The following is a 15,643-nucleotide window of genomic DNA, read 5'->3' on the forward strand; positions in this document are numbered from 1 at the left end:
TAAGCCGCGGGGGTGACCCGGATAGATCACCTCATCGACCTCGTCCCCGAGGACGTGCTCGGCATCTGTCGCCGCCTCCGCGAGCGCGGCAAGCGCGGCTGGATCGTCGGCGGGTGCGTGCGCGACCTGCTCCGCGGGGAGCCCGCCAAGGACTGGGACGTGGCGACCGACGCGCGGCCGGACGAGGTCGTTGCCGCGTTCCGGAAGGTGATCCCGACCGGGATCCAGCACGGGACGGTGACCGTCGTCGTGCGCGGCGTGCCGTACGAGGTGACGACGCTGCGGGGCGACGGGACCTACAGCGACGGCAGGCGGCCGGACCGGGTCGAGTTCGTGGACGACATCACGGCCGATCTCGCGCGGCGGGACTTCACCATGAACGCCATCGCGATCGACCCGGTCGACGGGCACCTCATCGATCCGTTCGGCGGCCAGCGGGACCTCGAGGCGAAGATCATCCGCGCGGTCGGGGATCCGGGCGAGCGCTTCGCCGAGGACGGCCTGCGGGTGCTGCGCGCGGCGCGCTTCGCGGCGACGCTGGAGAGCGCGCTCGACCCCGAGACCGAGCGCGCCATGGGCACCGCGCGGTCGCACCAGACGTTCCGCTGCGTGAGCGCGGAGCGGGTGCGCGACGAGTGGCTCAAGGCGATGCGCGCGCGCCGTCCGAGCGTGGCATTCGAGATCATGCGCCGCACGGAGCTGCTCTCGATCACCTGCCCGGAGATGATCGAGTCGGTCGGGTGCGAGCAGAACCGCTGGCACGCGTACGACGTGTGGGGGCACGCGATGGCCTGCCTCGACGCGTGCAAGCCCGAGCCGATCCTCCGCGTGGCGGCGCTGATGCATGACATCGGCAAGCCGAGGACGCGCGAGTTCTCCGAGAAGACGAGCGACTACACGTTCTACGAGCACGAGCGGGTCGGCGCCGAGATGGCCGAGCCGATCCTGACGCGGCTCCGCTTCTCCAACGACGAGCGCGCGCGGATCGTGGCGCTCATCCGCCACCACCTGATCTGCTACGACGACTCGTGGACGGACGCCGCGGTGCGCCGGTGGCTCCGCCGGGTGACGCCGGGGCTCGCGCCGGATCTCTACGAGATCGGCGTGGCCGACGCGCTCGGCAAGGGGCGCGAGGTGACCGAGGACATCGCGACGATCGGGCGGCTCCGGGAGCGCGTGGAGGCGCTGCTCGCCGCGGGCGCGGCGCTGTCTGCCAAGGATCTCGCCGTGAACGGCAGCACGCTGATGAAGGAGCTCGGCATCCCGCCGGGCAGGCTCGTCGGGGAGATCCTGGAGCGGCTCGTCGAGGTCGTGACCGAGGAGCCCGAGGCGAACACGCCGGAGCGCCTGCTCGCGGCGGCGCGGGACATGGTCGCGGCGAAGAGCGCGGGCCAGTAAGGGTCGAGCAAGGGCGTACCCGGTTGCGGGGGGAGGTCTCGCCGAGCTGCCCGGCCCTCCTCGGGCCAGCTCGTCGCGCGGCGCAGGGAGGGCTGAACTCGCCTGAGACAGAGCTCTTCCGGCAAACCTGGAGGAGCTCTGTCATTTGGGCTCAGACACCGGCCCTCCCCACGCCGCGCGACGAGCTGGCCCGAGGAGGGTCTGCCGTCTACGAAGCGGGGACGAGGAGGGTGACGCGGGGGGAGCTTCGCGAGGAGCGCGCTCAGGGACGACACGACTCCTGTGCACGGCGGCGAGGGGAGCCGATAGGATCGCTGTGCGCGGCGCGCGTCGCGTGTACCCGAGGGTGGTCTCGACGGGCCGCACCGGCCCTCCCTGTCGCGCGTCGCTCCCGTCCACCCGCGCTCGGCCATCTCCTCGCCCCTTAGGGGAGGCTGTCCCAGATCGCGAGTCGATCGGTCGCAGGCAAGGTACATGGGCCGACAGTGGTGGTCGGTCGTCTACCTCCCGTCAGGTTCGATTATTTCATGCAGATCGCATCCATCCGGACGTGTCTCTGGTAACATCCGTTGCTGCGCACTATCGCGCCCCCCATTGGGAGGTCCATTTGAAGCTCTCGACGAAGACGCTTGTTGGGCTGGTTGGTTCGGGTTTGCTTGCGGCGGCGGCGTTCATCGGTGGATGCTCCGGCGGGGGTGGTGGGGCGAGCTCCGGCAATAACGGCTCTGGCAGCGGCGGGGGCGGCGAGGGCGGGGGCGGGGGCGATGATACGACCGGGAGCGGGGACGGCGGCGGGTTCCAGTTCGATGGAGGGACCGGGGATGCGTCGCTCAACGAGGACACCGCGTGTGTCGCGACCAGCTTGCAGGCCGATTACGAGCAGCGCCCGGCCGACATCATCTTCATCATCGACAACTCCGAGAGCATGACGGAGGAGATCGACAGCGTCCAGCGGAACATCAACCAGAACTTCGCCTCGATCATCGAGCGGAGCGGCATCGATTACCGCGTCATCATGCTCTCGAGGCACGGCAGCTCGACGCAGGAGCAGTCGGTCTGCATCGAGGCGCCGCTCGGCAGCGGGAGCTGTTCGCCGCTCCCGGCGAACCCGAACACCAATCCGCCGCACTTCTATCAGTACAACCTGGATGTCAGCAGCCTCGACTCGCTCTGTCTGGCGATCGACACCGTGAAGGGCGCGATCCCGCCCCGGGGGGAGGCCACGTCGCCCGGGTGGTCGCAGTGGCTCCGGATGGACTCGCTCAAGGTGTTCGTCGAGATCACCGACGACGGCGTGGACTGCTCGACGAGGTCGCTCGGCGCCAGCGCCACGCAAACCGACGACGGCGACATCACCCTTTACGACCTCGACGACGATCTGCCCGAGAACGAGAACGTGGCCGGAGGCACCCGCTCGGCAGAGGCCTTCGACGCGGCGCTGACGGCGCTCGCGCCGGAGTACTTCGGCTCGACGAGCGCGCGCAACTACATGTTCTACAGCTTCGTGGGCATCGTCGAGAACACGCCGCCGACCGCGCCCTGGCCGCCGGACGCGCCCGCCACCTGGAAGCAGTGCCGGCCCGGCTCGGTCGATCCCGGGACGACCTACCAGTCCCTCAGCGTCATGACCGGGGGGCTGAGGTACCCGATCAACCAGTACGACACCTACGACGCCGTGTTCCAGGCGATCGCAGACAGCGTGATCTCGGGCGCCAAGCTGTCGTGCGAGATCGAGGTGCCGGAGGCGCCAGGCGGGCACGCCATCGATCTGGCGACGGTGCAGATCGAGTTCACGCCGAGCAACGGCGGGCAGAAGCAGACCTTCGCCCAGGTGAAGAGCCCCGAGGAGTGCAAGGCGATGTCCTTCTACATCGACGAGGGGCTCATCCGGCTGTGCCCGGAGACGTGCACGGTCGCGGTGCAAGACAACACGGCGAGCATGAACCTGCTCTACGGCTGCTCGGTCACCCCCGACTGAGCGAGGAGGCGCTCCCGGGCGCGATGCGTGTGATGCGCGCATCGCCTCGAAGAGCGCCGGTCCAAGGCGCCGCCCGGCCGGCGAGCCTCCCCTCCGGGGCGGATCGCGAGAGCCGGGCGCCCGGGCCTGCTACCCTGCGCGAGGACAGATGCGGGTCGATGTGGCGTGCCGTGCCGGCCACGGCGGAAGCGAGGAGCCCGTGGCGTTCACCCTGGGCGAGCGCCGCGTGCGGGTGACGGAGATCCTCGACCGATGGCCAGGGGGCGATCACCTCTACTTCAAGGTGCGCGGGGACGACGGCGCTCGGTACATCCTGCGGCGCGATTTCGAGATCCTCGTCTGGGAGCTCGAGGTCTACGAAGCGGAGTAGACCGGCCCCCATGGAGGGCGTGGACGGGATTGCCGTCACGGGGGCCTACAGGTGAATCAGGGGGGGAGAGCCGGGGGGGCGGGGGTGGACGGGATTGCCGCGGACGAAGGAGCGCTTTATTGCGGCGGTCTCGGGGGCGAAGGCGAGATGGTTCAATAGATCCGACTCGCCGAGCACGTGGTCGGGGAAACGGACGGCGAGGAAATCAGCCTCCTTGCCGGCTTCGAGGCTGCCAATCACCCGGCCCAGTCCGATGGCGTCGGCCGTGCCCTGCGTCGCCATGACGAAGAGCGCGGACGGGGTGAGGCGGTCGCCAAGGCAGAGGGCATTGTCAAAGGCGCTCGACATGCTGCGGCGCATGTCGAAGCTGCGACCCGCGCCGACGTCGCTGCCCAGCGCGACCGGGACAGCTCGGGCGCGGGCGTCGCCAAGACGCATGCGCCCGCTGCCCAGGAAGAAGTTCGAGTCAGGACAGTGGACGACCGACGAGCGGGCCTCGGCGACGCGATCCCACTCGCGCGGCGAGAAATGAATGGCGTGCGCGAGCAGGGTACGCCCGGTGAGCAGGCCAACCCGGTCGTAGACGTCGACGTAATCGCGCGCCCACGGGTGCTCGCGCAGGGCGGCCTCGCACTCGGCCGGACTCTCGGCGACGTGCGTCTGCACGAGGAGGTCGTGATCCCGCGCGAGGCGCGCGGCCGCCTCCATCAAGGGGCGCGAGCACGTGGGGGCAAAGCGGGGCGTGATCGCGAACTCGAGCAGGCCGCCGCCCTCGCCGTGCCAGCGCTGCACGAGATCCCGGGCCGCCGCGATGGCCTCGTCGCGAGGGACACAGAGCGCCTCAGGGCAGTTCTGGTCCATGAGCGTGAGGCCAGCGATGCCGCGCAAGCCAGCGCGCAGCAGGGCGCGGAAGAGCTGGTCGGTCGCCCCGGCGCACGAGCTGGAATAGACGACGCAGGTGGTCGTGCCCGACGCGAGCAGACGATCCGTGAACTCGCCCGCGACCAGCGCGGCATAACCCGCGTCGCGGAAGCGAGCCTCCTCGGGGAAGACAGACCGATCGAGCCAGTCAAGCAGGGCGCCGCTGGCGCTGCCAATGATGCGGGTCTGCGGGAAATGCAGGTGCGCGTCGATGAAGCCGGGCATCAGCACCGCAGGGCGCAGGTCGAGCACCGGACCGCGGAAAGCGCCCGGGGCGAACGGCGCCACCTGGACGATGAGGCCGTCGGCGCCGACCACGAGCAAGGCGTCATCCAGGAAGCGGACCTGTGCACCGCCGTCGGGCGCGGCGAGGGGCGTGAGCAAACGGCCGCGGTAGGCGCGCGGCAAGCCGCCGTTCCGGGCGCTCATCGGATCGCGATCTCGCTCCGGCGCGCCCAGCCCATGACCATGCCGTCCCCCTGGTTCTTTGTAACGAGGGCCCACGCGCCGGCCTCGCGCACGATCATCACGAGCTCGCCGGCGGCAATCGCGCCAATCCGGGCGCCGCCCGCCCGCGGCTCCTCGAGCAGCGTGATGCCGCGCGAGGCGATGCCCAGCTGGAGGCGCGAGGGCGCGCCCGGCTCCTCGCCCTCGTCGTCAAAAGAAGGGCCGTCGTCGTGCCGCGACCGCGGCTCGTCAGCGCCCGGCTCCTCGTCGAACGGGAAGCGAGGGTGAGCCCGCGAGCGCGCCGCCGCCGGGGAACGCCCCTCCAGGAGGTGCGTGAACCGGCCAGCGCCCTGCACCGGCGACCGCTCGCCGGCGACCGCGCGCAGGACGAGCGGCGCCGTCGGGAGCAGCGCGACGGCGGCGGCGGCGAAGAGCACGAGCCCGGTCAGCCGATCGAGCCGGCGCGCGCGCGGCGGCGCAGGCGCGGCGCCCGGCGGCGGCGCCGCCCGGGCAGCGAGGCGCGTGCCGGCGTGCGCAGCGCGCACGTCGCGGGAGCCAGGCGAGGCACCCTGTCCGGCGGGAGAGTCGTCCATCAGCGCAGAGGATACGCGCTGCGGCGAGCGCGGTCGACTGCGCGGCGGAGCGCGCCCGGCGGAGCGCGCGCGGCGGAGCGGCGCGGCGCAGCGGTCGAACGAGGCACCACGCCGGCGAGCGCGTCAGCGGAGCTCGCGCGGCAGCGGGGCGGCGGCAGGGTCGCTGGAGACGGCGCGCTCCGCGGGCATGGCGTGCGCAGCCCCGGGGGCCGCACAGCAGCGGAAGCCCTGCTGGTAGAACATGTGGTTCTCGTCGTGCGAGCGGGTCGAAGGGCGGCAACGCGTGCGCACTGGGCCCCAGTAGCCGCCCTTCAGGATGGAGGGGCGCTCACCTTCGCGGACGGAACGGGTCCACTCATCGATGTTGCCGGTCATGTCGTACACGCCGAACGCGCTCCGGCAGCGCGGTTGAGCGCCGGACGGCATGCCCTGCCAGAGCCGATCCATCTCGGCCATGGCGGCAGAGCCGCCCCGCGGGCGCAGCGCGGTCTCGATGAACGCGCGCCACGGCTGGTCGACGACGCACGCCTCCGGGTCGCGGACGTACCCGTACGGGTAGGGGCGCGCCTCCTCGCCCTCGCAGGCGAAGGTCCACTCGGCCTCGTCACAGAGGCGCTTGCCCTCCTCGGCGCAGAGCTCGCTCGCCTCGTAGAACGAGACGAGGATGAACGGATAGACCCCCTTCTGGTTGGGGTACTCGTAGCGATCCATGCAGAAATGCATCGGCTTCGTGTCGAGCTCCCTCGACATCGAGAGCCATTTCTCGCGGTCGAACTCCGCGCACCGCTCCGGATAATTCCGGCTGATCCAGTGCTTGCAGGTCGTCCGCTGCATCTCGTCGATGGAGCGCAGGTCGCCCTGAGCGCTCGGCGTCGGGTCGAGCTTCATGAGGCCGGAGACCTCGACCATGCCCGTCGCACAGACGCCGCGGTTGCCCTCGATCTGGTCGATCGCGTCGCGCGGCTCGGCGGGAGACGACGCGATCTGCCAGTGGCGATCGCGGACGAGGCGCCACTCGAACCGGAGTCGGCGCGGCAGCGCGCCCGTGATGGCGCTCGCTCCGAGCGTCAGCGGCACGGTCGGCGCCTCCGCGAGCCGCACCACGAGCAGCGCGAGCGCGGCGATGCCCAGCGCGAAGCCGACGGCGACGGCCGCACGCAGCGCCCTCGCGCGGGGGGGCGCGGGCTTCCGCGTCGGGTGGGCGAACCTGTGCATGCTCCCTCGCGTAGACTTTACTGCGCGGGAGACTCGAAGGCAGACAACTTTTCGCGGAGCCGCGCCACGTCGCCGGCGCGCTCGTTCGACAGATCGCGGGTCTCCCGGGGATCGCGCTCGAGATCGAACAGGAGCATCCGGTCGCGCTTCTTGCGCTTGAGCACGAGGAGCTTGAGGTGCCCGTCGACGACCGCCGCGCGGCGGGCGGTGCGGGCGAACACCGGTCCTCGGGGCGCGCGGTCCGCGCCGGCGGCGATGGCGGCGAGGGAGCCGCCCTCGACGGCGGTGACCTCCGCGCCGCCGAGCTCGAGGACGGTGGGCGCGATGTCGACCGTGCTCACCGGGTGCGGGTAGCGGCCGGGAGCTGCGCCGGGGAGGGCGACGACGAGCGGGACGCGGATCGCTTCCTCGTAGAGCTCGACCCCGTGGCCGAAGGTGGCGTGCTCGCCGAGGCCCTCCCCCTGCGTGCCGTGGACGATGATCGCGGTGCGGTCGGCGCGGGGGCCCCGGGCCACGGCGTCGAGCAGGGCGCCGAGCTGCCGGTCGACGTAGGCGATCTCGCCGTCGTAGGCGGCCGTCCTGCCGGAGCCGAAGCGGATGCCGGGGTGGGCGACATAGCGCTCGTGGGCGTCGAAGAGGTGGAGCCAGAGGAAGACCGGCTGCGCGCGCGGGGCGTCGCCCTCGAGGAGCTCGATGGCCTTCTTGACCGCGAGGTGACCGGTCGCCTCACGCTCGGGGTGGGCCTCGTCGTAGACGGTCTCGAAGCGATCGAACCCCTGGTCGAAGCCGCGCTCCCGGCTGATCCACGTGAACGAGCTGACCGCGGCGGTGAGGTAGCCGGCGCGCTTCATGCGCTCGGCGAGGGTGTCGTTCTCGGGCAGCAGCGTCGGCCAGGCGCGGCGGTCGCGCGCCGCCCGGTTGAGGCGGCGGCCGGTGACGAGCGGCGCGATGGCCCGCTGCGCCTCGCTCGAGGCGGCATAGGCGCGCTCGAACAGCACGCCGCGGGCCGCGAGCTCGGCGAGCCGCGGGCTCGTGTCGCGGCCGTAGCCGTAGGCCGACGTGTGGTCGGCGCGGACCGTGTCGAGGGTGACGAGGAGGATGTCGGGACGCTCCGGCGCGGACGCGGGGGCGGGCGTCGGCGTGGCGGCGGGGGAGGTGGCCCTGATCAGGACGGCCGGGATCACCGCGCCGCGATCGTCGTGCGCCGCGGGCACGGCGGCGGCGCGCGCGGCCGTGGCCGGTGCGGCCGGCGCGGCGCTGGCAGGAGGGGCAGCGGTGCCCGCGAGCGCCCCGGCGGGCCGGGAGGCGTCGCCCAGGGCTGCGTCGCCGCAACCCTGGTCGATGCCGTCGTCCGGGATGTCCGGCGCGCCGTGATACCGGGTGGGGTCGCCCTCGTCGCAGTCGAGGCCGCCGAAGTGCGAGCCCATCCCGTCGCCGTCGCGGTCGGTCCACCGCTCGAGCGCGCCGAAGAGGGTCGCCGCGAGCCCGCCGCCGGCGCGCACGGCCTGGCCGAGCGGGGGGAACGACTCGACCCGGGCGGTCGCGCTCATGAGGACCAGGGCGGCGAGCGGGACGCCCGCGAGGCCGGCGATGCGGCCCACCGCGGCGCTGAGGTCGACGCTGGAGACGAGCGCGGTCGCCACGAGCGCGATGGCGCCGTCGACGATGGCCGCGCGCACGGCGGCGCCGGCGTCGCCGGGGGCGCTGCCCGCGAGGGCGGCGAGCGGCGCGAAGGCGGCGACGAGGGGCAGGACGCCGATGGCGGCGCCCGCGACGGCGAGGATCCATGGCTTCACGCCCCGGGCGGCGAGGCGGTCGCCGAGCGCGACGAGGCGCTGGGTGAGGACCGCCGCGGCCACGACGCCGGCGAGGCCGAGGACGCCGAAGGTCGCGCCGGCGAGGCCGCGGTGGTGGGTCGCCGCCTTGAGGAGGGCGGCGAGCGCGGCGAGCACGGGCACGGCGACGCCGATCCACAGCGCGACGCGGAGGACGGCGAGGCGCTCGCCGCCCGCGCCGACGATGCCCCGGAAGCCGCGGCCGGCGGCGCGCGAGAGGATGAGCGCGAGCGTGACGAGCGGGAGCAGGATCGCGGTGCCGACGAGGAGCCCGTCGAGGAACGACGCGCCGGCGCGCGCGGTGCGCAGCGCGGTCGGGACCGCCGAGAGCGACGCGACGCCGAGGCCGAGCACGCAGGCCTCGCCGAGGCGGGTGGTCCAGGCGCTGCGGCGCGGCGGCGGGGGGACGGACCGCGCCGACGGCGCGCTCGTGCGGGCGGGCGGACCGCTCGGCGATCGCGGCGGGGCGCTCTGATGAGCGTCAGCGGCGCTCGGCGGCGGCGGGGGACCTGGTTCGGCGGTGATCATGGGCACACAGGGGGAGGGCCGGGCGAGCGCCTCGCGAGGGCCTGTCGCGCCTGGCCGCGAGGTCGTGCGCCCTGCAGAACGGGGGCCTACCATCGGTGCACGCAACCGGAAAGTATCCTGCGGGAGCGGATGGGTCGGGGGCGGATGGGCCGAGGGCGACGGGGCCCGCACGAGCGTCCTTCGCGTGCACCCCGGGAGCTCAGCCTGGGTCCTCCGGCGCTTGCCGCGCCGCGATCACCCGGCTCATCACGCTTCGCAGCGCGTCGAGGTCGAACGGTTTGTCGAGCACCGCGACCGCGCCCAGCGAGCGCGCCAGCGCGTGGGTGGAGCTCTCGCCGAACGCGGTGATCAGGACGATGGGCGGCCGGCCCCGCACCGCGGACAGGCCGGCGAGCACCTCCATGCCCGTGAAGCACGGCATCTGGATGTCGCTGACGATCGCGTCGACCGGCGCGGGCGGCTCCCGGCCGGCGAACAGGGGGAGGAGGTAATCGAGGAGCTCCAGCCCGTTCTTCGCCTCGACGACCTCGAAGCCGTCACACTTCAACGTCGACGTCAGCAGCGCGCGCATCTCGTCGTCATCCTCGGCCACGATCACCCGGCAGCCCGCGCCGTACCGGCCGGCGGGCGGGGGGGGTGGCGGATCGCCGACCCACGCGTCGATGAGGCTCATGCACAGCTCCTTCCGTGCCGACGAGGCCGGCGACCCCACGCTCACTGCACGTTGCGTGCCTCGTTCCGCCAGGGCCAGGGGCCGGCCTGACCAGGGGAGTTTTGCCCCACCCGGGGAGGTTCGGGACGCCCCCTGCCGAGCCGCGCCCCGACCTCGGCCTCGCAAGGTCCTGACGCCGTCATTCCAATGCAGCCCGGATAGACGGTCAGTCCAGCGAATCGACTTCATCGAGGTGCATCCAGAGCGGGTCTGGCCGAGGGGGAGGGGTTGCTCATGCGATATGAAGGCGTCCTGGTCCTGTGATCCGTCATGAGGGTGAGTGAGCCGCTCCGAGACAACGTGACAGCGGACCGAGCCCGCCGAGCATGGATATCTCCCGCCACGCGGATTCCGCCACAGCGTCTGTCCTGCACACGCGCGCCCCGACCGCACGGATACCCGCCAGGCAACAGAGCGACAGAGCGACAGAGCGACAGAGCGACAGAGCGACAGAGCGACAGAGCAGCGGCGCGCCGCGGCAGCGCGCCGGCAGGTGGCAGGTGGACGACGGCCAAGACCGACAGAACCAGCGAAGCGGAAACCGCCGCAAACCCGCTTGACCCCCCGCGCGGCCGCAAGCTATGTTCCCCGCATGCCCCGCGCGCTCCCCGCGTCCTCCGCTCGCTCCGGCTCCGAGGCTTTCGTCCTCGGCGCAGCCGGGCCGCGCGCGGCCGCCCAGGTGGGCTCGCGCGTGGCCCGGCTGCGCTGGTGGTGCTGGTGCTGTACCAAGGCGGGCCCCAACGACGGGTAACGCGCCTCCCTACTCGGGGGAGGCCGACCTGAAGGAAAGAAGAAAGTGGGCCCGCCGAACAACGGTGGGCCTTTTCGTTTTTGTCCGCTATGCAAGGCGCCGCAGTCCGACGCTCGAATCGCGAGGAGCAGTGTCTGTCGCAACGGCCGTGAACATGAGGAGCGAACCATGATGCATGCAGTGATCGATGCGCTCTGCGCGGGCGTGGACCTCTCCGCCGAGCAGACCGAGGCGTTGTTTCGTGACGTGGTCGCGGGGGCGCTGACCGAGATCGAGCTCTCCGCGCTGCTCGTCGCGCTCAAGGCGAAGGGCGAGACCCCCGCCGAGATCGCCGGCGCCGCGCGCGCGCTCCGGGGGGCCTCGGCGCCGTTCGAGCGGCCGGCCTACGCGTACGCCGACTGCTGCGGCACCGGCGGGGATGGGCAGCGCACCGTCAACGTGTCGACCGCCGTCGCCTTCGTCGCGGCCGAAGGGGGGTTGCCGGTCGCCAAGCACGGCAACCGCTCGGTCTCTTCGCAGTGCGGCTCCGCCGACGCCCTCGAGGCGCTCGGCGCCCGGCTCGACCCGCCGGCCGCGGTCTCGCGCCGGGCCCTCGACGAGGTCGGCTTCTGCTTCCTCTTCGCGCCGCAGTACCACGCCGGCCTCCGCCACGCGATGCCGGTGCGCCGCGCCCTCAAGGTGCGCACGATCATGAACCTGCTCGGCCCCCTCGTGAACCCGAGCGCGCCGCCGATCCAGGTGATGGGCATCTATGATCCGGAGCTCGTCGTCCACGCCGCGCGCACGCTCGGGATGCTCGGTTGCCAGGCCGCGCTCGTCGTGCACGGCGGAGGCCTCGACGAGATCGCCCTGCACGCCCCGACCCGCGCCGCCCGGCTCCGCGACGGGGTCGTCGAGGAGCTCACGATCGACCCGTCGGACGCCGGGGTCTCGCCCGCGCCGATCGAGGCGCTCCGGGGCGCCGGCCCGGCCGAGAACGCGGCGTGGCTCCGCGATCTCCTCGCCGGGCGCGGCGAGCCCGCGCACCGCGACGCCGTCGCCCTCAACGCGGGGGCGCTGCTCTGGATCGGCGGGCGCGCCGACAGCCTGCGCGAGGGGACGGCCACGGCGCTCGACGCGCTGAGCTCGGGGCGCGCGGCCGAGCGGCTCGCGCGCTTCGTGGCGCTCAGCCGGGAAGGGTCTCAAGAAGCGCGCAAGGAGGCGAACCATGGCTGAGCAGAGCAATGTCCTCGCGCGCATCGTGGAGCGGAAACGGGCGGACGTGGCGGAGCGCGAGCGGCGCACCCCGCTCGCCGTCCTCAGGGCGAACGCCCCGCCCACCTCGCGGAGCCTCCGGCGCGCGCTCTCCGCGCCGGGCGCGCGGTTCGTCCTGGAGTGCAAGAAGGCGTCCCCGTCAGAAGGCCTGATCCGGCCGGACTTCGACCCGCACGCCGTCGCCGCCGCCTACTACGGCGTCGCCGACGCGGTGAGCGTGCTGACCGACGAGCCCTTCTTCCAGGGCAGCTTCGAGATCCTCCAGGCCGTGCGCGAGGTCCTGGACGTCCCGCTCCTCTGCAAGGACTTCGTCGTGGGCCCTTACCAGGTGGTCGAGGCGCGGTCGCGCGGCGCGGACGCGATCCTGCTCATGCTGTCGGTGCTCGACGACGCGACAGCGCTGCTCTGCCTGGGCGCGGCCGAGGCGCTCGGCATGGACTGCCTCGTCGAGGTCCACGACGAGGCGGAGCTCGACCGCGCGCTCGCGCTGCCCGCGCCCGTGATCGGCATCAACAACCGCGATCTCAGGACGCTCAAGGTCGATCTCGCCGTCTCGGAGCGGCTCGCCCCGCGCGTGCCGCGCGACCGGATCGTCATCGCGGAGTCGGGCGTCGAGTCGCGCGCCCACGTGGAGCGGCTCGCGCGCTCGGTCGACGGGTTCCTCGTCGGCACCTCGCTCATGCGCAGCCCCGACATCGCCGACGCCGCGCGCGCGCTTGTGAACGGCAGGGTGAAGGTCTGCGGCCTGACCCGGGCCGGGGACGCGCGCGAGGCGGAGCGGCTCGGGGCCCGCTTCGGCGGCCTCGTCTTCGCCGAGGCCTCGCCGCGGCGGGTGACGCGCGAGCAGGCCGAGATCGCGATCGCCACCGCCGCGGGGCTGCCCTTCGTCGGCGTTTTCCTCAATCAATCCGCGGGCTTCGTCGCCGATACGGCGCGCGCTCTCGGGCTCCGCGCCGTGCAGCTGCACGGCGACGAGGACGCCGCGTACGTCGAGGGGCTGCGGCGCGCGCTCCCCGAGGGCTGCGAGGTCTGGAAGGCGGTCCCCATGGCGCCGTCCGGCGAGCATGCGGCCGGCGCGCCCGGCGCCTCGGGGGCGGCCGGCGCGGGCGCCGAGGTCGAGCGCCGCGCCGATCGGCTCGTCTTCGACACGCGCACGGCCGAGGCGCGGGGAGGCACCGGGCGGACGTTCGCCTGGAGCGCGATCGAGCACCACCCGGCGCGGGCCCGGAGCCTGCTCGCGGGTGGGCTCACGCCGGACAACGTCGCCGCGGCGCGCCGGGTCGGGGCGTGGGCGCTCGACGTGAGCTCGGGCGTCGAGAGCGCGCCCGGCGAGAAATGCGCCGACCTGCTCGTGCGGCTGTTCGACGGCGCGCGCGGCCCCTCGCGCCACGACCCTGGCCCCGCGGCCCCGGCGGACCGCGCTTCCCCCTGACCGCATCTTCCACGACGCACAACGCACCACGCACCATCGACGGATCGAGGCAATCACCATGCAGCAAAGCGGTCGCTTTGGCGCCTTCGGCGGCGCCTATGTCCCGGAGATCCTCGTACCCGCGCTCGATCAGCTCGAGCGCGCGTACCTGGAGGCGCGCGGCGATCCGTCGTTCGCGGCGGAGTTCAACGCCTTGCTGACGAGCTACGCGGGGCGCCCGACGCCGCTGACCCTGTGCCGCAACCTGACCGGCGACCCGCGCGTGAAGGTGTACCTCAAGCGCGAGGACCTGCTCCACGGCGGCGCGCACAAGACGAACCAGGCGCTCGGCCAGGGGCTGCTCGCGCGGCGCATGGGCAAGCGGCGGCTCATCGCCGAGACCGGGGCCGGCCAGCACGGCGTCGCGACCGCGATGATCGGGGCCCTGCTCGGGCTCCCCACGCGCATCTACATGGGCGCGAAGGACGTCGAGCGGCAGCGGCTCAACGTCTTCCGGATGCGCCTCATGGGGGCCGAGGTGGTGCCCGTGACCTCGGGCTCGCAGACGCTGAAGGACGCCCTCAACGAGGCGCTGCGCTACTGGACCGAGAGCTACGAGGACACGCACTACCTGATCGGGACGGTCGCCGGCCCGCACCCGTTCCCCACGATCGTGCGCGACTTCCAGTGGGTGATCGGCCGCGAGGCCCGCGCGCAGATCCTGGAGACGGAGGGGCGCCTGCCCGACGCGGTGGTCGCGTGCGTGGGCGGCGGCAGCAACGCGATGGGGATCTTCTCCGAGTTCATCCCGGACAAGGACGTGGCGCTCGTCGGCGTCGAGCCCGCCGGCCACGGCCTGTCGACCAGCATGCACGGCGCGACGCTCCTCAAGGGCCGCCCGGGCGTGCTGCACGGGTCTGAGACCTACATCCTCCAGGATGAGCACGGGCAGGTCGCCGAGACGCACTCGGTGTCGGCGGGGCTCGACTACCCGGGCGTCGGGCCGGAGCACGCGCACCTCATGACGTCGGGCCGGGCGACCTACGTGGCGGCGACCGACCAGGAGGCGCTCGACGCGTTCCAGCGGCTCGCGCGCAGCGAGGGCATCATCCCGGCGTTCGAGTCGGCGCACGCGATCGCGCACGCGATGAAGATGGCGGCGGAGGCGGCGCAGGCAGGGCGCGAGGCGGTGCTCGTCGTGAACCTGTCGGGCCGCGGAGACAAGGACATGGAGCAGGCGCAGAAGCTGCTCGAGCCCGGGAGGTCGACATGAGTCGGGAGGCGATGACGACGCGCTACGATCGCGCATTCGAGCGGCTGCGGCAGCGGGGGGAGGGGGCGTTCATCCCCTTCCTGATGCTCGGGGATCCGGACCTCGCCACGAGCGCGCGGCTGCTCCGCGCGGCGGTGGAGGGCGGCGCCGACGCGATCGAGGTCGGGATCCCGTTCTCGGATCCGATCGCGGACGGCCCGACGATCCAGGCCGCCGCCGTGCGGGCGCTCGCGGCCGGCGTGCGGCCGCCCGACTGCATCGAGCTCCTCGCGCGGTTCCGGGCGGAGGCGAAGGACGTGCCGGTCGGCCTCCTGACGTACGCGAACCTGGTGAAGCACCGCGATCTCAAGGGCTTCTACGCGTCGGTGGCCGCGGCCGGGGTCGACAGCGTGCTCGTCGCCGACGTGCCGGTGAGGGAGTCGGAGCCGTACGTGGCGGCGGCGCGCGAGGCGGGCGTGGCGCCGGTGCTGATCGCGCCGCTCAACGCCTCGGAGCCGACGCTGCAGCTGCTCGCGGAGCGGTGCGCTGCGTACACCTACTGCGTCACGCGCAAGGGCGTGACGGGGGCGGACGAGCAGCTGCGCCTCGGCCACGGCACGCTCCTCGAGACGCTGCGCCGGTTCGGCGCGCCGCCCGCGATCCTCGGCTTCGGCATCTCGAAGCCCGAGCACGTGCGCGACGCCCTCGCCGCCGGGGCGTTCGGCGTGATCAGCGGGTCCGCGGTCGTCCAGCGGATCGCCGCGAACCTCGGCGATCCCGAGGCGGCCGCGCGCGCCGTCGCGGGCTTCGTCCGCGAGATGAAGGCGGCCACGGTGCGCTGACCGCGGCGGTCGCCGCCGTCCTCTCGATGTCGCGCGGCGCCGCCCTCTGCGCGGCTCGCCGCGCGGCGAGCCACGCTCCCTGCAGCGGCCGCGCGGCTCGCTGCACGTCGCTTCCGCGCCGCGGCGGCCATCTCGA

12 protein-coding genes are annotated in these 15,643 nt (G+C 73.2%); 7 read left to right on the forward strand and 5 right to left on the reverse strand.

Going from position 1 to position 15,643, the window contains the following annotated elements:
* The first annotated feature begins 12 nt into the window (after window positions 1–12).
* The 3 genes from WMF17_RS06480 (at window position 13) to WMF17_RS06490 (ending at window position 3,746) form a co-directional block, all read left to right on the forward strand.
* Window positions 13–1,398, forward strand: coding sequence for a CCA tRNA nucleotidyltransferase (locus WMF17_RS06480; protein ID WP_437648688.1), 1,386 nt, complete (start codon window positions 13–15; stop codon window positions 1,396–1,398).
* A 607-nt stretch (window positions 1,399–2,005) separates the two neighbouring features.
* Complete coding sequence (locus tag WMF17_RS06485) at window positions 2,006–3,376, forward strand: hypothetical protein (RefSeq protein WP_437648689.1); 1,371 nt, start codon at window positions 2,006–2,008, stop codon at window positions 3,374–3,376.
* Window positions 3,377–3,575: 199 nt separating this feature from the next.
* Window positions 3,576–3,746, forward strand: coding sequence for a hypothetical protein (locus WMF17_RS06490; protein ID WP_437601081.1), 171 nt, complete (start codon window positions 3,576–3,578; stop codon window positions 3,744–3,746).
* A 45-nt stretch (window positions 3,747–3,791) separates the two neighbouring features.
* Here WMF17_RS06490 and WMF17_RS06495 read toward each other — a convergent pair whose 3' ends face one another.
* From WMF17_RS06495 to WMF17_RS06515, 5 genes are all read right to left on the reverse strand, one after another.
* Window positions 3,792–5,096: a guanine deaminase gene (locus WMF17_RS06495; RefSeq protein ID WP_437601082.1), complete on the reverse strand. Its 1,305-nt coding sequence runs from the start codon at window positions 5,094–5,096 to the stop codon at window positions 3,792–3,794.
* On the reverse strand, window positions 5,093–5,707 hold the full coding sequence (locus WMF17_RS06500) for an SH3 domain-containing protein (protein ID WP_437601083.1): 615 nt from the start codon (window positions 5,705–5,707) through the stop codon (window positions 5,093–5,095). The genes WMF17_RS06495 and WMF17_RS06500 overlap by 4 nt, the downstream gene beginning before the upstream one ends.
* Before the next feature lie 123 nt (window positions 5,708–5,830).
* On the reverse strand, window positions 5,831–6,922 hold the full coding sequence (locus WMF17_RS06505; protein WP_437601084.1) for a formylglycine-generating enzyme family protein: 1,092 nt from the start codon (window positions 6,920–6,922) through the stop codon (window positions 5,831–5,833).
* A gap of 17 nt (window positions 6,923–6,939) precedes the next feature.
* Window positions 6,940–9,285 carry a sulfatase-like hydrolase/transferase gene (locus tag WMF17_RS06510; protein ID WP_437601085.1) on the reverse strand — a complete coding sequence of 782 codons (2,346 nt, stop codon included), beginning with the start codon at window positions 9,283–9,285 and terminating at the stop codon, window positions 6,940–6,942.
* Window positions 9,286–9,484: 199 nt separating this feature from the next.
* Window positions 9,485–9,958, reverse strand: coding sequence for a response regulator (locus tag WMF17_RS06515; protein ID WP_437601086.1), 474 nt, complete (start codon window positions 9,956–9,958; stop codon window positions 9,485–9,487).
* Between the two features lie 961 nt (window positions 9,959–10,919).
* Between WMF17_RS06515 and trpD the strand changes: the two genes are divergently transcribed.
* Genes trpD through trpA form a run of 4 tightly spaced genes read left to right on the forward strand, consistent with a single transcriptional unit; the run spans window position 10,920 to window position 15,507 of the window.
* Window positions 10,920–11,963 carry an anthranilate phosphoribosyltransferase gene (gene trpD / locus WMF17_RS06520; RefSeq protein ID WP_437604219.1) on the forward strand — a complete coding sequence of 348 codons (1,044 nt, stop codon included), beginning with the start codon at window positions 10,920–10,922 and terminating at the stop codon, window positions 11,961–11,963.
* Entirely contained in the window at window positions 11,956–13,434 is a 1,479-nt protein-coding gene (gene trpCF, locus WMF17_RS06525; RefSeq protein WP_437601087.1) for a bifunctional indole-3-glycerol-phosphate synthase TrpC/phosphoribosylanthranilate isomerase TrpF, read from the forward strand. Before trpD ends, trpCF begins: the two co-directional genes overlap by 8 nt.
* Window positions 13,435–13,492: 58 nt before the next feature.
* A complete protein-coding gene (trpB, locus tag WMF17_RS06530; protein WP_437601088.1) occupies window positions 13,493–14,686 on the forward strand; it encodes a tryptophan synthase subunit beta in 1,194 nt (397 codons plus the stop codon).
* Window positions 14,683–15,507, forward strand: coding sequence for a tryptophan synthase subunit alpha (trpA, locus tag WMF17_RS06535; protein ID WP_437601089.1), 825 nt, complete (start codon window positions 14,683–14,685; stop codon window positions 15,505–15,507). The genes trpB and trpA overlap by 4 nt, the downstream gene beginning before the upstream one ends.
* Window positions 15,508–15,643 lie beyond the last annotated feature (136 nt).

This window comes from Sorangium sp. So ce362 (assembly GCF_051519845.1).
Lineage (GTDB): Bacteria > Myxococcota_A > Polyangia > Polyangiales > Polyangiaceae > Sorangium.